Origin of the sequence: Pedobacter sp. PF22-3 (genome assembly GCF_026239555.1) — a bacterium.
GTDB lineage: Bacteria > Bacteroidota > Bacteroidia > Sphingobacteriales > Sphingobacteriaceae > Pedobacter.
In genome coordinates, this window is record NZ_JAPIVP010000020.1 from 1 (window position 1) to 21,480 (window position 21,480).

Genomic DNA, 21,480 nt, shown 5'->3' on the forward strand with positions numbered 1-21,480 from the left:
TCCCGATTTTTCATCGGGATTAGGGTAACGCCCAAATCAATTGGCAGTTGGCAATTCTCACTACAAACCAATCCATTAAAAATTCTTCACTGCGCTCAGAATGACAGTAAGCGAAAACACGACAAAATTTCAGCATAAAAGACTAAAAATCAGCAATTTAGTCATTAAAAATAAAATCTTACCGACAAAATTTCCGATTGTAAAATCAAAATAGATATGGCATTTGTTTTGAACTAAAAGGAAATATGAACTTCAACAATTTTACCATAAAAGCCCAGGAAGCAGTTCAACAGGCTTCTGAAATAGCCCAAGGCAACCAGCAACAGGCTATTGAAACGGCACACCTGCTTAAAGGTTTGCTTACTGTTGATGAAAACGTGGTTTCTTATGTTTTAAAGAAACTGAACGTTAACCTAAACGTATTAAATCAAAATCTGGATGCAGAGATTGCCAAGTTCCCGAAAGTGAGTGGAAGCAATGTATATCTGTCATCTAATGCCAATAACGTTTTACAAAAAGCACAAACTTTTTTAAAAGAGTTTAAAGATGAGTTTGTATCTGTAGAACACTTGTTATTAGGCATATTAGCTGTTAACGACAGCACTTCGAAGTTATTAAAAGAACAAGGTGTTAACGAGAAAGACCTTAAAAAAGCCATTGTAGAATTACGTGGTGATAACCGGGTAACCGATCAGAATGCCGAAGCCACTTACCAGGCTTTGAGCAAGTATGCCCGGAATTTAAACGAGTATGCTGAGAGCGGAAAACTGGATCCGGTAATCGGTCGTGATGAAGAAATCCGTCGTGTGATCCAGATTTTATCGCGAAGAACCAAAAACAACCCCATTTTAATTGGTGAACCAGGTGTGGGTAAAACAGCCATTGCAGAGGGAATTGCCTTCAGAATTATTAAAGGTGATGTGCCTGAGAATCTGAAAAGCAAAGTGGTTTATTCTCTTGATATGGGTTCGCTTATTGCCGGTGCAAAATACAAAGGTGAGTTCGAAGAACGCTTAAAAGCTGTAGTTAAAGAAGTTACCCAGAGCGATGGCGACATTATTCTCTTTATCGACGAGATCCACACTTTGGTAGGTGCCGGTGGTGGTGAAGGCGCAATGGATGCGGCGAATATTTTAAAACCTGCCCTGGCCCGTGGAGAGTTGCGTGCCATTGGTGCAACCACTTTGGATGAGTACCAGAAATATTTAGAAAAGGATAAAGCCCTGGAGCGTCGTTTCCAAAAGGTTATGGTTGAAGAACCTGATACCCAGGATGCCATTTCTATCCTCCGCGGCTTAAAAGAACGTTACGAAACCCACCATAAAGTAAGAATTAAAGATGAAGCCATTATTGCGGCTGTAGAAATGAGCCAGCGGTACATTTCAGACCGTTTCTTACCGGATAAAGCCATCGATTTAATGGATGAAGCTGCATCTAAACTGCGCATGGAAATGGACAGTGTGCCTGAACATGTTGATGCTTTAGACCGTGAAATTATGCGTTTAGAAATAGAACGCGAAGCGATTAAACGTGAGAAAGACGACAGAAAAGTTGCAGACCTTTCAGAAGAAATTGCTAACCTATCTGCAGAGCGTGATGAATTTAAAGCGAAGTGGCAAGGTGAAAAAGACCTGGTAGATGCTGTAAATAACGAATTAGAGCAAATTGAACATTATAAATTAGAGGCCGAACAGGCAGAACGTGCCGGAGATTATGGCAAGGTTGCCGAAATCCGTTATGGAAAAATCAAGGAAGCACAGGATAAAGTTGAAAAACTTAAAGCCGATCTAGAAAGCCAGCAAACAGATAGCCGCATGTTAAAAGAAGAGGTTACTGCTGATGATATTGCAGGTGTAGTTGGCCGTTGGACAGGTATTCCGGTTACAAAGCTGATTGCCAGTGAGCGTGAAAAACTGCTTCATTTAGAAGACGAGCTGCACCAGCGCGTGGCCGGTCAGGACGAAGCAATTGAAGCCATTTCGGATGCCATCCGCCGCTCGCGTGCAGGCTTGCAGGATAAACGCAAACCTATTGGCTCTTTTATCTTTTTAGGTACTACCGGTGTGGGTAAAACGGAGCTTGCTAAAGCCCTGGCCGAATTTTTATTCAATGATGAAAATGCACTTACCCGTATTGATATGAGTGAATACCAAGAGCGCCATGCCGTGTCTCGTTTAATCGGAGCGCCTCCGGGCTATGTCGGTTATGATGAAGGTGGACAGCTAACCGAGGCCGTTAGACGTAAACCTTACTCCGTGGTATTGCTTGATGAGATCGAAAAAGCACATCCGGATGTATTTAACATTCTACTACAGGTATTGGATGATGGGCGTTTAACCGATAATAAAGGCAGAACGGTAAATTTTAAAAACACCATTATCATTATGACTTCGAACATTGGTGCGCATTTAATTCAGGATAACTTTAAAGATTTAAGCGACGATAACCGCGAGGAGGTAATTGCGAAAACCAAAAACGAATTGTTTGAGGTATTAAAACAGACTATCCGTCCGGAGTTTTTGAACAGGATTGATGAACTGATTATGTTTACGCCGTTAAACCGAAGCGAAATCAGAAATATTGTAAGTTTACAGTTTAAACATGTACAGCAAACATTGGCCGAAATGGGTATAGAGATGGACGCCAGTGACGAAGCTTTAGATTGGCTGGCACAATTGGGTTACGATCCGCAGTTTGGTGCAAGACCATTAAAAAGGGTCATCCAAAAAAGAATCTTAAACGAGCTATCGAAAGAGATACTGGCAGGAAAGATCGATAAAGACAGCAAAATTAAGTTGGACATGTTCGATCATAATTTTGTGTTCCTGAACCAAAAGGCAGATTAAAATACAGCAATTGAGTCCCGTTCAGTGTTTATCTGGACGGGACTTTTTTTGTTACCAACCATATCTGTTGAACTGAAAACCTGATTTATTTAGCGTTTTTTAACATAAAGTGTTTGTAGCAATGATTTTAGATGTTTAAAATTGCAGATATAACCACCTGAAAATGAATCTAAAAACCGCTCTGCTTCTTGTTTTAGCATGCGTTACTACCCAAAGTTTCGCTCAAAAATTTCAAAAACCGGCACTTTTAAAGGGCATTAATAACTTACCTATGCCTGATACGGGCAAATTTGTTTCTGCTTTCTTTAGCACTAATGAAGAACCTCATATCATAGCAACACATTTGCTTGCCCCACAGGTAGATGTTTTAGCAACGATAATGATGACAAGTACCCTGGGCAAAGGACAGATTTTTGCCATAGGCTCATCTGAGTATTTTGAAAGCAAATTATTGGGTGATCAAAATGTTCAAAAATTATTAAAAAACATACTCGAAAATGCAGGCACTCATCCTAAAAAACTTAAAGTAGCTGTAACCAAATCTGCAGATCCTGCCTTAATTAGTTTCTTAAAAGCCAATAAAGCGAGAGTCTATATTGCTGAAAACGCCAAATTTCAGCCCAATACAAGTTTATATTTTTTAACAGAAGATGTTAAGAATACAACTGCACAACAAAAAATCGAAAAATATATAAGGGATGGCGGTCAACTCATTTATGGCTCCCCTTATCCGGGTATTTTTAAACATCGAGGCCGCACCAAGTCCTACCTCAACGACCTGGTTAAAATAAACAGTTTACTCAGCAAGGCAGGGATATTTAATGCTTATACTTTAATTCAGGCAAATCACATTAACGATACCTTGAATTTAAAAGATGTTCCTTTTTATCTTAGTGTGAAAGCTATCTTTAAACAGTTGGCAAACCCTGCTTTTACAGCAATGGATCCAACAGAATATGCTTATGGAATAGAGCCAAATTTTGAAGTTACCTTTTCAAACAATGCTGATACCAGTCAAATTATTAAAAAGTTAAAATCCATTTTAGTGATTAGTGATACATTAGCTGTTCCAACGCTCAAAAATCCACTTGATATTTCCACACCAGCAAAAAAAGCAGGTTATAAATTTTCAAAATATCTTTTTGACAAAATCCATAATGTAGATAAAGCAACAGATTTTGTTTATCCAGAAAGTAAGGTTTTTCCAGGCAGAGTGCCTCAAAACGCAAAACGAACTGTTGAGCAAATTAATATAGATGTGAAAGTTGGTTCACAGGGGTTAGCTGATCCCTATCCGGATTATTTCAGGCTGCATAGTACCGGGGTTTACGTACCAGCAGGTGAGAAAGTCAGTATTGTGGTCGATCCTAAATACAGAAACCAATATTTAAAAGCTCAAATCGGGATCCATAACGACGATTTAAAACACTTGGATAATCTGGTAAGGACCGGTTTTGATTTAACAAGATCATTCGAACTTGATAAAGATACTACAACAGTTTTTTCGCCTTATGGCGGACTGCTATACATCAGAATTCCAGATAGTTCTACACTTAAATCTATTAATATTACAGCAAGTGGCGTGGTTAAAGCACCTTATTACAAGTTAGGAAAGAATATCCTTGCCGAATGGGAAACGATCAAAAATAACCCTGCACCATGGGCAGAACTTGCTACCAATAACATTATTCTTACCGTTCCTTCCTACCGGATTAAAAACTTAGAAAATCCTGAGTCGTTATTAAAATTATGGGACCAAATAATGGATGCAGATGCAGATTTATCCATTATTAGTCGCGCCAGAACGCATCCCGAAAGGATAATCATCGATAATCAGGTTGCTTATGGTTATATGTTCACGGTTTGGGATAAAATTGTGGCGCCAGACGATGAAAGTTGCGAATTAATGCTAAACGAAAAAATACTGAAAGCAAAAGGAAGTTGGGGCCATTTCCACGAGTTAGGCCATCGCCATCAATTTTGGGGTCTTGATATGGATGAAGTTGGTGAAGTAACCACTAACCTTTATACCATGTATGTATACGATAAAGTATTAAAAAAGGGCCTATATAATCACGATGGAATGGAAAGTAGAGATAAAGTAAAGGAGAAAATCCATAATTATCTTCAAAACCAGCCTACTTTTGAAAAATGGGGAAAGAGCCCCTTTACCGCTTTATGCATGTATACCCAGATTATTGAACAGTTTGGCTGGGAGTCTATTATCAAAGCCAATAAAATATACCGTGAAATGGATCCTAGAAAATACTACGACCATCCGCTGAGTAACCAACAACGGATCGATCTCTGGTATACAACCATCTGCAAAACGACCAATGCCAATTTATCGTCGTTTTTCGAAATATGGAAAATACCGGTCAGCGAAAAAGCAAAAGCTGTAGCCAAAAAGTATAAAACCTGGATTCCCCAAGAGTTTGTTGCTTACCTACCTCAATAGTTCGGCCATTGTGAAATTTTAAAATCCCGTAGAAACTATTTCTATGGGATTTTTTATTTAAAATCAACTAACACAACAGTTCATTTTCTTGCTTTTTGTTTCAATAATGATTATTATTGATTACACACAAAAACACAAATAAAATGAAACCTGAATTAATCATCATGGCGCTGCTATGCGCCGTCAGTTGGCGTAGCTATGCCCAAACTGAAAAAGGAACCGGCTTCGCTGGTATTAGCATGAGCTTTGGAACCTCCAAACAAAACAACTCTTCACCAAGCTTAAACACTTTTACTGCCACACCCCGTGGAGGCTATTTCTTGGCTAATAATTTGGCCATAGGCTTAGAAATCCCTTTAAATCTTTCCAAACTCAGGGGTGAAAGTTATACTGCATGGAATGAAGAATATGGTTATTACGAAGAACAGTTTGGGGTAAAGGAATTCAGCTTTGGTTTATCGCCTTTCTTACGCAAATACATCGACGTTAAAGATCGTTTTAAGTTTTTTATGCAAGCCAACCTGCTTTTACAGGTAAATACCTTTAACCGCATCGACGATGAAGGTTACCTGATCCGCACTGATGCGAGAATCAAGGGATGGGGTGCAAGCATCAGTCCTGGTTTTAGTTATTTCATATCCAAACATGCGGCGCTGGAGTTTTCAGTACCTGTTGTCTCTTTCTTCCATCAAAATTACTATGCTGAAGAATCGCTTTACAACTACCATAAAACCAATAACCTGAAGCTCGCCCTGCAAAATTTCACACCAACATTTACTTTTAATTATCACTTTTAACATTCGATAAAATGAAAAATATTTCCATCAAAAGCTTTAGCCTGACAGGTGTAAGCTTATTATTTCTTTTAAGTTTATCCATTCAGGCAAGTGCACAACGCTTTCGTGGCAAAATAGAATATTACAGCAGTGTTTTTCCTTCTGAAGACGGTAAAATCAAATCTATAAATGGTACCATAATCGAATATTATAATTCCGTTTTAAAATCTGAAGATGGAAAAGTAAAAACAATCGGCGATAAAAGAGTAGAATATTATAACAGCGTATTCCCTTCTGAAAACGGAAAAATAAAATCTATTGGTGATATTAAAATTGAATATTACAATTCCGTTTTCAAATCTGAAGATGGAAAAATTAAATCGATTGGTAATATCAAATTTGAGTACAATAACATGGGATCTCAAAAAAGTGATGGTAAGATAAAATCAATCATTAATGACACCGAGGACCGCACATCGGATGATGCACTGGACACGTATTATTTTATAGAAAGACTCAACTGCCAATAGTTTAATAAAGCCAATTGGAACTTAATGTTTGGTACGAAGCAAAAGTATATGAATTAGCTAAAACACCATATATCCATTCCATAGACTTAATTTAAACATTAAATATAAAGGATTTCGTCATTGCGAGGCACGAAGCAATCTTAATGCGATTGCTAGTAGCGCTTCTTGCCGTGAGATTGCTTCGTCGGCTAAGAAGCCTTCTCGCAATGACGATTTTTCTCAGATACCCTTAACGTAAATTTTCCCGAGGATAACAATCATATATTTTACCAGCCTCTTTTTCTATTTCTTCTTCGTTTCTATGTTAGGTAAGAAACCCGTTAACAAACCAATTAAAGGGAGGAATGCACAAACGTTAAAAACGTATTCGATACTGGTAGAATCGGCTAATTTACCCAATAAGGCCGATCCGATGCCGCCCATACCAAAGGCAAAGCCAAAGAATAAACCGGCAACCAAACCTACTTTTCCGGGAATCAATTCCTGTGCATAAACCAGTATTGCAGAAAAAGCAGAGGCTAAAATCATCCCGATAGGAACAATAAGAACACCGATCCAAAACAAATTGGCATGCGGAAGTAATAAAGCAAATGGAGCGGTACCCAATATAGATGCCCAGATTACATACTTACGCCCTATTTTATCGCCTATAGGTCCGCCCAATAAAGTTCCGGCAGCTACAGAGAACAAGAAAACAAATAAATAAATCTGAGAGGTTTGTACCGAAACCTTAAATTTATCGATCAGATAAAAGGTGAAATAATTGGTTAAACTCGCCATGTAGAAATATTTAGAGAAAATTAACAAGAGTAAAATACACACCGAAAAGATCACTTTCCCTCTGGAAAATTGATTCACAACGGTTTGAATGTTGATCTTTTTACTTCTCGAAAGCATAAATGCCTTATACCAATTACCAACATAAGTGAGAATTACAATTGCTAAAAGGGCAATAACCGAAAACCAGACCACACTGAACTGCCCATACGGAACAATAATCCAAGCGGCCAATAGCGGACCTAAAGCGCTACCGGCATTACCACCCAACTGAAAAACAGATTGTGCCAATCCCCTCTTCCCTCCAGATGCAGCGTGTGCCATCCTTGAGGCTTCAGGATGAAATACAGATGAACCAATGCCTATAAAAGAAACTGAAATTAATATGGTGTAAAAATGGCTGGATTGAGAAAGCGAAACTAAACCGATCAGGGTAAAACCCATCCCAACGGCCAATGAATATGGTTGAGGCTTTTTATCCGTATATAAACCCACAAAAGGCTGTAACAGCGATGCAGCTAACTGAAAAGTTAAAGTAATTAGCCCGATCTGCGAAAAACTTAAATGATAACTCGTTTTAATGATCGGGTAAATTGCAGGAATTAATGATTGTATGGTGTCATTTAATAAATGCGAAAAACTTAAAGCAAAAAGGATCGGAAAAACGGTTTTTTCAATAATGGAAGTGGTAGATGTATTTTCAGTCATAACGAATAGCTTAAAGGCCAAAAATAGTGATTATAAATTTTTAAACTACACCGATTGTCCTTGCAAAAACCAAACATTTTGATAATGTGCTGGTTTAATAGCTATGGAAAAGAACAGAAAAATTGTTGGTTTATGTGGAAGCCTAAGAAAAGGATCTTATAATGCGATGTTACTTAAAGTGGCCGGCGGATTGATCCCTGAAGGTATCGAATTTGAAATTGTGGCCTATGATGACATCCCCGTTTATAATGCAGATCATGATTTACCAGAAACCGAAGAACGACCAGCAAGCGTAACGAAGTTTAGGGAGTCCCTGGCCGATGCCGATGCTTTTATTATCGCCTCGCCTGAATATAACTATTCTATTCCAGGTGGTTTGAAAAATGCCATTGACTGGGCCAGCCGCGGCAAAGATTCGCCTTTGATGCATAAACCTGTTGCGGTAATGGGTGCTACCCAAGGTATGTGGGGAACAGTTAGGATGCAAATGGCATTTTTACCTGTTTTTACCTTTTTAAATATGAACCCGGTTTTACAGCCGGAAGTTTTAATCGCACAGGCGCAAAATAAATTCGATGCGGATGGAAATTTAAATGACGAAAAAACAATCTCTATTATCCAAAAGAAAATAGAAAACCTTATTTCTGCCTGTAAGGTTTAATCAAAAAAGTGATAAGGTTTTTCTAAAAAACTGCCATTTCTGGTATCCTAAAATCTGACATTTATACAAAAAAAGTCAGATTGTCAATTTGTCATGCCCTAAAAATTAATCAATCGATTGATTTTTTGTCACACGAAAATAATAATGAATTAATACTAAATTCACATCTGTTTGTAAGCTAATAAGTTAACCAAAAACTGTTTTTTTAATGACGTTAAGGATGATTTTTGGCACAAGTGTTGACTTTTAGCCAAATATAGTCAGAAATTAAAATAGTAAAAATTGACTATATTTTTATAACAAATAAATAATAAAGCGATGAAAAAATTATTATTATCTCTAGTAGCAGTAGCTGGTTTAGTTTATGGTGCACAAGCACAAACTGAAAAAGGAAATTTTATGTTAGGTGGTAATGTTGGTGTAAATTCTACTAAAGTAGATGGCGCTCCGAAAGCTGATTTCAGCTTCAGTGTATTACCTAGTGTTGGCTATTTTGTTGGAAACAACTTTGCAATTGGTACAGGTGTTGGTTACGAATACGATAAAACAGTAAGCAGCAGAACTGAGAAAGGTGCATTTAAAGTTGCTCCTTTTGGCCGTTACTATGTTGGTTTATCAGATCAATTTAAATTCTTCGGACAATTATCAGTGCCATTGGCTTTTGGTGAATTAAAAACGACTGATGCTAACGGCGATAACGCAGTTAAAGTTGGTACTACTACCAATATCGGCGTAGAACTTGCTCCAGGTTTTGCTTTCTTCCCAACTAAGAAAATCGGTATCGAACTTTCGGTTAAAGGTTTAAGCTATGACAACTATACTGTTAAAGCTGAAGGAACTGGCGCTAAATTAAAAACAAATACTTTTGGTTTAAATGCTGATACTTTCGCACCAAGATTAGGTGTACAGTTCTACTTTTAATTCATTCTCCCTTAGGGAAAATTTAATAAAATGACTTTTTTTTCGAAGAGCGTCCCGATGTTGAATCAGGACGCTTTTTGTTTTTATTTCTTTTCACGGATGGATTTAAATTCCGATCCATTTTTCCATTTCGGATATGAAGCTTCATTACTGATCTGGTACCCCATATCAAAAAGCATCCGAACATCTTCTACAATACCCGATAAATCCCAGGTTTTGGCATCGAAATTATCCTGTGGCGAATGGTAACGGAATTTGGTAAAATCAGCCACCTGTTTTAATCCCCATTCCCTACCATTTTTAATGTTATCAACCCCCGAACCTGTAAACAATGAGGGTACACCAACCTTGGCCAAATTAAAATGATCAGATCGGTAGTACAAACCAGATGATGGAACAGGATCCGGGACAATAACCCTCCCTTGCTTTTTAGCTGCTTCCGCTGCATAATCTTCCAGTTCTGACTGGCCAAAGCCATATACCACAATGTCTTTTGTTTTACCCGCGATGCCCATCATATCCATATTGATGTTCGCAACAGTTTTATCCAATGGAAAAACAGGATGTTTGGCATAATACTCAGATCCTAAAAGACCTTGCTCTTCTGCTGTATAAGAAATAAACAAAATGGTACGCCCCGGAGCTTTAGGCAATTTTTTAAATGCCGAAGCAATTTCGAATAAAGCTGCTACACCTGTTGCATTATCAACCGCTCCATTATAAATAGAATCGCCCTGTACTTTCTCACCTATACCCAAATGATCCCAGTGTGCCGAGTATATAATTGCTTCATCTTTACGTTTATCGCCAGGTATTTGAGCCAGCACATTATAAGTAACTGATTTCTTGATGGTATTTTTAACCTTTAATGAGGTGGTAATATTTAAATCAACAGCCTTAAAACCTTTTTTGCGGGCACTTAAAGCCAATTGATCGAATGATTTTCCATCCAATGCAAATAGTTGCTTCGCCTTATCTAGCGTAATCCAACCTTCCACTACAGCCCTGCTCATTCCATTATCTTCACTTTGCAGGGTAAGTTTAGATTTCGACCAACCGCTTCGAACAACTGTCCACGGATAAGCCGCTGGCTCGGTATCGTGAACAATAATAATTCCTGTGGCTCCCTGACGGGCAGCTTCTTCAAATTTATAAGTCCATCTGCCGTAGTAAGTCATATTTTTACCCTTAAACAAAGTAGAATCTGCAAAACCAGGATCATTAATCAACACCACCACCGTTTTTCCCTTTACATTAAGATTTGCATAATCGTTCCAGCCAAATTCCGGAGCTACGATGCCATAACCTGCAAACACAAGTGGCGAGTTACTCATGCTTACTTCATCCTGTACGCGGCGGGTACCAGCCACAAAATCAGTTAAATAACTTAATGTTAGCGAAGCAGTTTTTCCTTTAAATACCATTTTATCTTCAGGTACAGATTTAATTTCTACCATCGGCACCTCCTGGAAAAAACTATTTCCATTGCCTGGCTGTAGGCCTAGTTTCCCGAACTGAGTTTTGAGGTAATTAATGGTTTTGGTTGCGCCATTGGTAAAGGGTTTTCTTCCCTCTAAACTATCAGCAGCAATAACAGATAAATATTGGGTTAAACTAGAATCATTAATGGCTTTTATAGCTAAAGAATCGGCACCAGTATTGGTACCTTTGGTCGCTTGTTTACAAGCGCCAAAGAAAAGAAGTGTACAGCTTGAAATTAGTAGGATTTTTTTCATTTTAAAGGATTTTTTCAAATCATTAATCACATTTGCTGAAAAATACGAAGAAATTGCTAAAAGGATGCAACCTGGTTAAACAACTGGCATTTATCAACTATAAGTCTGTAGTATTATCTATATATTAATGTATATTTAGTAGATATTATTCCATTTAAAGCAAAATCATTCTACATTATTTTAGCGATTTAAAATTTATATTTCGCACAACATGCCTATACACTAACCTGCAACAAAATGACTCTCAACCAATTATTTGCAAAAGTTGCTTTAGCCCAGGGCAAAAAACTTTCTGGTGGCATTACCTGCAATGGCTTAAGGATACAGCTTAGACATGCACCTGGCAAAATGCCCGAACTCCTGGTAACTGGCGATGTAACCCTAACCATTAAAGTATTTGATTTAACCACTACTGGAGTGCCGAAATTACATAGTTTAATAGCTGCTACACAGTCCAATATTGCAAATAAACTTAGGGGAGAAACTATGGAGTATGATAGGTATTTATCTAATTATGATACTAAGGCCAACAAATTTAACAAAAACACTCAGGCATTATACAATGTTAGGTATAGAATTAATTACATTGTAAAGCTCGAAAAAATTAGCCGGTTAAGCCAATTATCAGGTAATGATTTTGTTTTGGCAGTTGTAGATCGGATCGGTTTTAAAACTGACAATTTAAATACAAGTGGATTAACTGATGGAAAAGGTGGCCCAGCTACAGTTGTATATAACGACTGGTGTAAATACCCAAACATCAGTACACATGAATTTTTTCATACTTTAGGGTTAGGTCATATCAAGGGAACCTCAAGCAAGAAAAGTTTGATGGGCGAAGTTGCAGGGACACACAATAATGCTGTCTCATTGAATGAACTATTTATAATGAATAAATATTTAATGGCAAATTTGGTTGATATGTCTAATGGTCAATACGCTAGCCCAACTTTAAATACAGCAGAGAATTTACGCAAATTTTTAAACAACCCTACCAATGGATTTAAATATAACAAAGCTAAGTTTAGGTAATCTATTACTGGTCTTACTTACCTTAAGCTGTATAAATCGAAACAATGATAGTTCTGAGACGCTGGCTAAGATCAAGACAGACACCTGTAAAATAGACCAAGAAAAGGCAGATGCACTTGGATCGGATATTAGTTGTACAAGCTGCCACACATTAGCAGAAGAAAGAGTTTCTCCCAATGTATTTACCATGAAAGAGGTTTCTGACATGGATAGTTTAAAATTGAGAGATTTTTTGTTCATCATTAAGCATAAAAAGAATCTTAGTTTATATAAAGATGCTCCGATTACAAAACAACGGCTTAAAAAAATTGATAGTCTATCCGATTGTGACCGTAAAAACCTGATACATTATATTAAAGAATATAACCGGCCACATTTGTACATATTAAGAACCGCGGAAGATACTATACCTGAAAAATAAGCGTAAAGTTTTACGATTTTCCCCACTGGATTTAAATAAGCTAAGTTTAGGTAAAATATCTTAATTTACTTTAGTGACATAGTCAACTACATAAAAACCCTCAAAAGAAGTATATCTATTCTAATTATTTCTTAATCAGCTTAAATTTCTTCAATTGCTGTCCGTTTTTATTAATCACCCCTACATATACCCCTGTTGATAAAGCATTGAGTAGAAACCTATTCGAACTGGTAGCTTTTTCTTCAAAAACTTTCTGTCCTAACATATTAAAAACAGATAAACTGTAATCTTCAAATGAACCGCTCAAAATGGTTAAATAATCGGCTACAGGATTAGGAAAAAAAGAAAATTCATTCTCTTTCAGAATAACCACAGATACCAGATCGCTCTGAATCTTACCGCTGGCCGTTTCGAAAGTAACCCGATAAAATTGGATTCCGGCTTTCGGTTTATCATCAAAAGCGGTATAATTAAGCTGATTTGAAATGGGTTTGGTCTGCGCTAAAATACTAAAAGTATTTGGACCTGTCAGTTTTTCCCAGATGATGTTCTTTAAATCCAAAGTAGTGCCTATGCTCAGATCAATTCTTACCCGATTATCATCAGCCACCGATGCAAATAAATTTCTCACATAACAGGCAATTCCTTGCTGGGTATAATCAATTGTATAACTTTTTAAGCCCGTAAAATCTGTACCGTTTGCCGCCACAGCAAAATATTTGCTATTAATCTTGCTTGCTTCAAGCTTAACCAGGGTATCAGCAAGCGTTAAAACCGGAGAAAGGATATTATCTGCAATATTATACAAAGTATAGTCTTTTGCGCCAGGCTGTGGATTCCAGCTAAGCACTAAAGCTTCTTTACAAAAATAACCAACGCTTAATATCCTGGGACTTGAAATAACAAACGGCTGGCTCAATATTACATTTCCTTCAACTTCCATTTTTATCATTGCTTTAACAAACAAATCTGGTGGAATCCAATGGTAAAAACCTTTACTCAAATCTACGCCAGCGGCAATGGGTTTCCATGTAGTACCTTCATCATAGCTTACAGATAGGTTTCCCGTTTTGCTAGTATAAGTATTTTCCCAGCGGATGTAGTTATCTTCATTGGCAAAAAAGTATTCATTTTTAACCGGACTAATAAAGGAAAAAATGTTTTTTAATGTATAAAGATAAGCCAATGCGAAAGGTTGGTTATCTCCCTGTTTGATTTTATTTCCATTCACATGAACAGTATAAATACCAGCAGATGGATTATCGAGCGTAACCTGCTGAACATTATTGATCATATCTGCCTTACGTACTGCTGGCTTGGAGAGGGAATCTAATTGAGGAAAACTGCTTAATACCCATGGCAGCATAAAATTCCCGGCAGGCGTTTCTAGACTTAGGTCCAATCCGTTAACTAAACTCTGTGCGGCATTTACAACAGCGGGAGGATCGTTCCAGGCGATGGTTAGTTTCACTTCCGCCACATTAGCCGGAATAGTCAAAGGAATAAGCAGATCCTGATTTTTGGCAACTTTATAAAGTGATGCCCTATTTTCATCTAAAGTTTTTAAAGATTGGGCTACATTGAGTTTTCCGTAGCCATAAACAAAATCAACCTGGGGCGTACCTAAATCATCCGCAGAATTAATTACTGTTGCCTTAATTAATGAAGCAGAAGCCGCTTTCTTATATTTCTGTTGATAAAATTGTTCCAATAAAACAATAGATCCACTAGTAATTGCCGCAGCACCCGATGTTCCATCTTCGCCCAGGGCAACAAGTTCAGGTTTAACGCGACCATCATATGCAGGCCCCTTACTGCTCAGATTTTCAGAAATATTTTCCCTGTTGATCCCTCCTATCACCAATAGATTTTTCGCCTGCTTAAAATTACCCGTTAAATTGGCGCGGGCTGTTATACCTTGATAAAACCCTACAGATGGCGTGGAAGTTCCTTTATTTCCTGCAGAAAAAACATGGATCAAAGTATCGGTTTCAAAAATCTGTTTATCGTATGCCGCAGCTTCCATTCCATAATCATTATCGATATCGGTGCCGTAAGAATGATTTTGAACCTTAACCTGAAACTTGTTTAAATCGGTAACCAGATCTGGCATCAGGTTAGTGAAATCAGAATAAGCTAGTTTGGCCTTTGGGGCTGCACCCAAACCCCGGATAAAGGAATTGCCATTGCCCAAAGCTAAAGTTGCCATAATAGTAGCATGGGTAGTTGGTGTTTTACCAATAGTTGCACCGGTAATGGTTTTCCCCAATAAGTCCAGATCTGCAGCATCATACATCCCCTCTTTAAAAGAAACATTTATGCCGCCACCATCAATATCTGGAAAAAGATCTCGTGCATTAGAGATCTGGTTTAGGCCTAGATCGAGACCATTAATAACGACTTCTTCTTTAGCAACAGGCAAAACATCAGCGTATAAGATATCATTAAGCTCCAACAATAACATTAATTCACCTGGCGATAGGTAAACAGTAGAAATGTGGTTGATGCTATCAGTTGATTTAATCTTTAAACCTGCAACAGCCTTTGGTAACGCATTTATATTTTTGAAGGCTAGCCTAACCAGGATAGAATCATTTCTTTTACTGCTTTTACTCAGCACTTTCATCAATCTGTCACTAACCTTCCAAAGTCCATTGGCTTTTTCCTGATAAATTATACTGTTAGAGAAGTTAGAAACATTTGATTTTTCGACGATAAAATAATCACCCGAAAGACTTTTTTGAGGTTTTAATAATTGAATTTCGGCTGCTGTTAACTTACGGTTAAACCTAACTAAAACTGACTGATCGTCGCTTAATTTTAAAACATTACCCGTTTTGGAAATATATTTTTCATTTTTTTTATCTATTCCAACAGGTTGTACCTGTGCGTTTAAACTAAAAACAGACAGACAAAAACATAAAACTAAAAATACAGTATTGACTTTCAAAAATTATTTTATTATAAAATTTTGGTTACATGATATATGTTCCCTAAATTAGGATTTATAAGGTAATTCACAAATATTATTAACTAACTTATTCAACCTAAACTAAATTTAATTCTAACTAAGATGAAAACAACCAATTTTTTATCACTTGCAGCATCATGCCTTTTACTCACTAATTTATATTCCTGTAAGAGCAATACTACAGAAAATGCAATAGAAGGCAAGACTGAAATTTCTGCAGGCAAATTATCTCAGATCAAATCCTTAGGCTTCAGTACCGACAATATCCGTAAAATAGATGAAGGTTATCTGGTAGAAGGCGATATTCTTTTAACTGACGCCAATTTAGCTGAACCATCTACTGATGCAAATTTAAACATTGCCGAAACTGAACAGTACCGAACCACAAATGTGGTGAAATCTTTACCTCGTGTGGTGACCGTTTCAGTTACCAATTTACCACAGGTGTACAGCGATGCGGTAAATACCATGATTTCGAGATACAACTCTTTAGGTCTGCGCCTTACTTTTCAAAGGGCCAGTGCAGGTGCTAAAGGCAACATCGACATTGTTGGCTTTAATGAAGGTCCGAGCGGTGGCTTTATTACTTTAGGCTCATCAGGCTTCCCTACTTCATCAGGTGCTCCTTACAGCCAGGTAAAAATGAACACCAACGCTTCAGCTTATGGCACCAACCCCAATCTATTGTATTTAGCTTCTGTTCTTCAACATGAAGTTGGTCACTGCATCGGTTTCCGCCATACAGATTACATGAATCGTGCGTTTAGCTGTGGTGCTAGCGGGGCTGGAAACGAAGGCGCATCAAATGTTGGTGCTGTAAGGATTCCGGGAACTCCTTCTAGTCCGGATGCTGCTTCTTTTATGTTAGCCTGTTCTAACGGTGGCAACCGCACCTTTAATGCAAACGATGTAATTGCAATCAACTACCTATACAAATAATAATATTAACGGATTACCTTAACAGATCAGAAGCCCCGAAAATTTCGGGGCTTTTTTGTTTGACTCTTATTAAACAAGTTACTATTAACCACAGATGAAACAAATACTAACTTGGTAAATTGCCAGGACTAATAAAGGATTAGCCTCATAAGACGCCCCATATTAAAAAGACCCTGAAATAAATTCAGGGTGACGCAGCGATTAAATTAGCCTCAGCAATGACGACTTATCGTTATAAAAAATGGTTTGTGAGGACACAAACCATGGCAAAAAGGAAGAGAAAACTTTGCATTAGAAAGGTTTAGATTTGAAACCCAACCCTAAAATAATTAAACCTGATAGCGCCAAATAGCTCCCGATTTAAGAAAATATTGTATTTAGGAAAATTCAAATCGGGACTATAGGCAATAGCAGGACTGAAATAACCGAAGAACTACCTGGCCCTGCTTTCCAAAAAAAATATCTAACAGTAAAACAAACACTTACTATGTAGATTGCCAAGACTAATAAAGGATTAGCCTCATAAGACGCCCCATATTAAAAAGACCCTGAAATAAATTCAGGGTGACGCAGCGATTAAATTAGCCTCAGCAATGACGACTTATCGTTATAAAAAATGGTTTGTGAGGACACAAACCATGGCAAAAAGGAAGAGAAAACTTTGCATTAGAAAGGTTTAGATTTGAAACCCAACCCTAAAATAATTAAACCTGATAGCGCCAAATAGCTCCCGATTTAAGAAAATATTGTATTTAGGAAAATTCAAATCGGGACTATAGGCAATAGCAGGACTGAAATAACCGAAGAACTACCTGGCCCTACTTTCCAAAAAAGTTATTTAACACTAAAACAAATACTAACTTGGTAAATTGCCAGGACTAATAAAAGATTAGCCTTATAATACGCCCCATATTAAAAAGACCCTGAAATAAATTCAGGGTGACGCAGCGATTAAATTAGCCTCAGCAATGACGACTTATCGTTATAAAAAATGGTTTGTGAGGACAAAAACCATGGCGAGGGAAACTTTGTTTCCAAAACAGATGGCTTGCAGTAAAAATATTTAACCACAGATAGATACTGATAAACATGGATTGAATCTGTATGCATCCTTTTTATCTGTGGTTAAATGAAATTATTTTCCATTCTGCTCTATATCTCTATCCATTTCAACAAGATCAACATCGCTCGGTTCGGAAAAATCGCCAATTAAATATTTATTAAAATGATCGGCCAGTTTCCAGAAAGCATATTCTGTCATATCTCCAAAACCATGGCGCTGCCCCGGAATAATCAGGAAATCGAAACGTTTGCCAGCTTTCATTAATGCATTAGCTACCCGGATAGAATTTGCCGGGTGCACATTGTTATCTACATCACCGTGCATCAATAACAAATGTCCTTTCAGGTTTTTGGCTAAATCAGGGTTTTTATCAATGCTATATTTAAATGAAGTATCGCCCTTTAAAGAGATTGTTTCTTTTACGCCATGATGTTTCTCACTCCACCAACGGTTGTAAATACTATTATCATGGTTTCCTGCATTTGAAACTGCCGCTTTAAAAAAATCGGGATAAACCAACATGGCCGCGGTAGACATAAAACCACCACCAGAGTGCCCCGTAATACCTACCTTAGATTCGTCTATCCAAGAATATTTGGCTGCCAGTTGCTCAATAGCTGTTTTTTTATCTGCTAAACCATAATCGCGCAGGTTGCCATAGCCATAAGTATGGTACCATTTAGACCGTGAAGGGTTTCCACCCCTGTTACCTACCGTAATTACGATGTAACCAAATTGAGCCAAACGTTCGGTACGATCCATGCTTTTGCTGAAAGCTTTATTTACCGCTTCGGTTTGTGGCCCTGGATAAACATACTCGATTATTGGATACTTTTTATTCGGGTCAAAATCGAAAGGTTTATACATTACACCATACAGATCAGTTATTCCATCATCCGCTTTCACCTTAAAAGGCTCTGGAAATTTGTAGCCCGCAGCCATCAGCAATGAAAGATCTGTTGTTTCAAGATCCATTACTTTTCTGCCTGCACCATCATAAAGGGTAGCTTTTGGCGCAGTATTTACTCTCGAATAATTATCTACAAAAAAAGTATTGTTATCATTCATATTCGCCAGGTGATCAAAATCGCCGGCATTTAACAATTTCATGTTCGATCCATCGAAATTGATGCTGTATAAATGTAAGTAGTAAGGATCTTCTTTACCTTCCCTGCCATTTGCCGTAAAATAAAGGATCCGTTTTTTCTCATCAATATTTACAATACTTTCACAGTGAAAAGCACCTTTGGTAATCTGATTTTTCAGTTTGCCGTTTTCATCAAAAAGATAAAAATGCGCCCAACCGTCGCGCTCACTCCAGTGAATTAATTCTTTACCATCGTTAACCAAACCCGGGCGGTTAACTTCAACATAAGTATTAAAACGTTCGTCGATTAATGGCGTAACCTTGCCTGTGGCAATATCAACAGTACCGATATCGATACGCTTTAAATCGCGACTGGTGCGCGAAAAATAAAACCTGTTATTGTTCCCCAACCAAATAGATGGACGGAATTCGTTATCACGGTCTTTATTTAAGGCTGGTTTGCTCCAAACTGACACGCTTTGATCTTTAAATGCAGCCACATTTAGTTTTTTATAAGATTTTGCAGCAAAATCGAACAATAAAACTTCGTCCTGCGGAGCCTCTGCCTCACCTGGCATCTGGTATTTATAGGTTTCTAAGGTTGGGCGGCCTGGTGTAACACTATTGATTACCCAAAGATCTTTAACCTTTCGCGAATCGGTTCTGTCCAGTACAAAATATTTCGAATTTGGTGACCAGAGCACATATGCACCACGGCGTTTCTTATTGTTTTTTTCGTTTTCCACATTGTTCTCGCCATCACCATCACTTCCATAAGAATAAAATTTAACGCCGTCTTTAGTAAGCTGATGCTCTACAATGGTACTATCCTCTTCATTGTTAACTGCTTTTTTGTAGTTGTCTTTATCCATCCAATACAAATTGTAATTGCGAGCAAAGATGATAGCTGAAGAATCAGGTGCCACAGATCCCCATGATGGTTTGGGCTTTGGTTTACTGAAATTTGGTACCTCGGTTAGTTTTGCACTTGCCAGTTCGTATTTGAAAGAAAATATTTTCTTCTGCATAGAATCTGCAGCTTTTTTATCTTTTCTATCTTTTTTTAGTTCATCAAGAGTACTTTTGATTTCGAAAGAAATACTTTTTTCATCGGCAGCAAATTTTAAGTTTTCGAGGGGTAAATGTTCGGCATCAAATGGATCCCGAACAATCAGCGTGATATCTGAAGCGAGTTTAGCATTATCAAACATTATTTTTTTGCTTTTGGCTGCAGGATCTACCAGATACCAGAATTTTCCCTTTGGACTTTCGAAAGTATACCAAAAACGATTACTCAATTTTAACCAATGTGGGTCTACAGCTGTAGAATACACCATTTTTTTCAACTTATTTGGCGAAAAACGAGAAGCAAGTTGATAATTTGCCTTAGGCTGTGGCTGAATATTTTCGGTTATGGTAAATGTTTTATTTTGTGCAGCAACAGTTAAGGATAAAAACTGCGCGCCCAGCAGAAATTTATAAAGTTTATTCATTAAAATTTGTTTGAGCTGCTAAATTATTTAATTAAAGCATATTAAGCAGGCTTTTATATGTAATAAATGCGATAGCTAGTTTAATTTCCTACAACTAAAATTAATTATTAACACAATATATTTTGATGGATAAATAATTGAGGGATTTTATAGTTTTGTATCCATATATCGCAACAATGAAATACAGCTTTTTAACCTTAATAACAGCAGGAGCAATCTTATTTGCCAGCTGCCAATCTAAATCACAAACAGAAAGTTCTACAGGAAAAGATTCGACTGGAAAAACAGTACAAACAAGCGAAAATCCTAAAGCTGCTGCCATTGATGTTTCGAAAATAAAAGTGGCTGATGCTAAAACCATCTTAGCGAGAAAACAGGTTCCAATTTTATGTTACCACCAGGTAAGAAACTGGAAACCAACTGATGGAAAAGTAGGCAAAGATTATATTGTAGAAATCCAGAACTTTAAAGACCAGATGAAAATGCTGGCTGATAGCGGTTATCATACCATTTTACCAGATCAGCTTTATGCTTACCTAAATACTGGCGCTGCATTACCGAGCAAACCCATTATGTTAACTTTTGATGATACCGACATGGACCAATTTACCGTTGTTCGTCCAACTTTAGAAAAACTGGGCTATAAAGCGGTTTATTTCATTATGACAGTTTCTATCGGTAGAAAAGGTAAGTTTGTTGATTACATGACGAAAGAGCAGATTAAACAACTTTCAGACGAAGGAAATGTGATCGGCAGCCACACTTACGATCATAAAAATTTTAAAAAATACGCGGGTAAGGATTGGGAAGAACAATTAGATAAGCCAACTAAAAAACTGGAAGAAATTACGGGCAAAAAAATGACCGAATTTGCTTATCCGTTTGGTTTATGGAATGCAGAAGGCATCCCTGAGCTTAAAAAACGTGGTTTCAGAATGGCCTTCCAATTATCAACCAAACGTGATGAAAAAGATCCACTATTTACCATCCGTAGGATTATTGCCAGTGGTTACTGGTCGCCAAAAACATTGAGCAATAGCATTAAAAATAGCTTTTAAATA

At 37.4% G+C, this 21,480-nt stretch carries 14 protein-coding genes; 10 read left to right on the top strand and 4 right to left on the bottom strand.

Annotated elements, in window-relative coordinates:
- Positions 1-245: 245 nt before the first annotated feature.
- From clpB to OQX63_RS20420, 4 genes are all read left to right on the top strand, one after another.
- Positions 246-2,846: an ATP-dependent chaperone ClpB gene (gene clpB, locus OQX63_RS20405; protein WP_265852653.1), complete on the top strand. Its 2,601-nt coding sequence runs from the start codon at positions 246-248 to the stop codon at positions 2,844-2,846.
- A gap of 163 nt (positions 2,847-3,009) precedes the next feature.
- Entirely contained in the window at positions 3,010-5,304 is a 2,295-nt protein-coding gene (locus OQX63_RS20410; RefSeq protein WP_265852654.1) for a M60 family metallopeptidase, read from the top strand.
- Between the two features lie 143 nt (positions 5,305-5,447).
- Positions 5,448-6,101, top strand: a complete 654-nt coding sequence (locus tag OQX63_RS20415; RefSeq protein WP_265852655.1) for a hypothetical protein — start codon at positions 5,448-5,450, stop codon at positions 6,099-6,101.
- An 11-nt stretch (positions 6,102-6,112) separates the two neighbouring features.
- On the top strand, positions 6,113-6,610 hold the full coding sequence (locus tag OQX63_RS20420; RefSeq protein ID WP_265852656.1) for a hypothetical protein: 498 nt from the start codon (positions 6,113-6,115) through the stop codon (positions 6,608-6,610).
- A 282-nt stretch (positions 6,611-6,892) separates the two neighbouring features.
- On the opposite strand, the gene OQX63_RS20425 is transcribed toward OQX63_RS20420, so the two are convergent.
- Positions 6,893-8,095, bottom strand: a complete 1,203-nt coding sequence (locus OQX63_RS20425) for an MFS transporter (protein ID WP_265852657.1) — start codon at positions 8,093-8,095, stop codon at positions 6,893-6,895.
- A 103-nt stretch (positions 8,096-8,198) separates the two neighbouring features.
- On the opposite strand from OQX63_RS20425, the gene OQX63_RS20430 reads away from it, so the two are divergent.
- Positions 8,199-8,756 (top strand): NADPH-dependent FMN reductase, encoded by a 558-nt coding sequence (locus OQX63_RS20430; RefSeq protein ID WP_265852658.1) that lies wholly within the window; start codon positions 8,199-8,201, stop codon positions 8,754-8,756.
- A gap of 318 nt (positions 8,757-9,074) precedes the next feature.
- Positions 9,075-9,677, top strand: a complete 603-nt coding sequence (locus OQX63_RS20435; protein WP_265852659.1) for an outer membrane beta-barrel protein — start codon at positions 9,075-9,077, stop codon at positions 9,675-9,677.
- A gap of 83 nt (positions 9,678-9,760) precedes the next feature.
- Here the strand turns inward: OQX63_RS20435 and OQX63_RS20440 are convergent, their stop codons facing one another.
- Positions 9,761-11,413: a M28 family metallopeptidase gene (locus OQX63_RS20440; protein ID WP_265852660.1), complete on the bottom strand. Its 1,653-nt coding sequence runs from the start codon at positions 11,411-11,413 to the stop codon at positions 9,761-9,763.
- A 237-nt stretch (positions 11,414-11,650) separates the two neighbouring features.
- On the opposite strand from OQX63_RS20440, the gene OQX63_RS20445 reads away from it, so the two are divergent.
- Both OQX63_RS20445 and OQX63_RS20450 read left to right on the top strand, forming a co-directional pair.
- Positions 11,651-12,445, top strand: a complete 795-nt coding sequence (locus OQX63_RS20445; protein WP_265852661.1) for a hypothetical protein — start codon at positions 11,651-11,653, stop codon at positions 12,443-12,445.
- Positions 12,411-12,866 (top strand): c-type cytochrome, encoded by a 456-nt coding sequence (locus tag OQX63_RS20450; protein WP_265852662.1) that lies wholly within the window; start codon positions 12,411-12,413, stop codon positions 12,864-12,866. The genes OQX63_RS20445 and OQX63_RS20450 overlap by 35 nt, the downstream gene beginning before the upstream one ends.
- A 124-nt stretch (positions 12,867-12,990) precedes the next feature.
- Here OQX63_RS20450 and OQX63_RS20455 read toward each other — a convergent pair whose 3' ends face one another.
- Positions 12,991-15,816 carry a S8 family peptidase gene (locus OQX63_RS20455; RefSeq protein ID WP_265852663.1) on the bottom strand — a complete coding sequence of 942 codons (2,826 nt, stop codon included), beginning with the start codon at positions 15,814-15,816 and terminating at the stop codon, positions 12,991-12,993.
- A 123-nt stretch (positions 15,817-15,939) separates the two neighbouring features.
- Here OQX63_RS20455 and OQX63_RS20460 point away from each other — a divergent pair, with 123 nt between their 5' ends.
- Positions 15,940-16,776, top strand: a complete 837-nt coding sequence (locus tag OQX63_RS20460; RefSeq protein WP_265852664.1) for a M57 family metalloprotease — start codon at positions 15,940-15,942, stop codon at positions 16,774-16,776.
- A 1,135-nt stretch (positions 16,777-17,911) separates the two neighbouring features.
- Here OQX63_RS20460 and OQX63_RS20465 read toward each other — a convergent pair.
- Positions 17,912-20,419 carry a S9 family peptidase gene (locus OQX63_RS20465; protein WP_265852665.1) on the bottom strand — a complete coding sequence of 836 codons (2,508 nt, stop codon included), beginning with the start codon at positions 20,417-20,419 and terminating at the stop codon, positions 17,912-17,914.
- A 176-nt stretch (positions 20,420-20,595) separates the two neighbouring features.
- Here OQX63_RS20465 and OQX63_RS20470 point away from each other — a divergent pair, with 176 nt between their 5' ends.
- The gene (locus tag OQX63_RS20470; protein WP_265852666.1) at positions 20,596-21,477 is read left to right on the top strand and encodes a polysaccharide deacetylase family protein; all 882 of its coding nucleotides are present in this window, start codon (positions 20,596-20,598) and stop codon (positions 21,475-21,477) included.
- Positions 21,478-21,480: the final 3 nt, after the last annotated feature.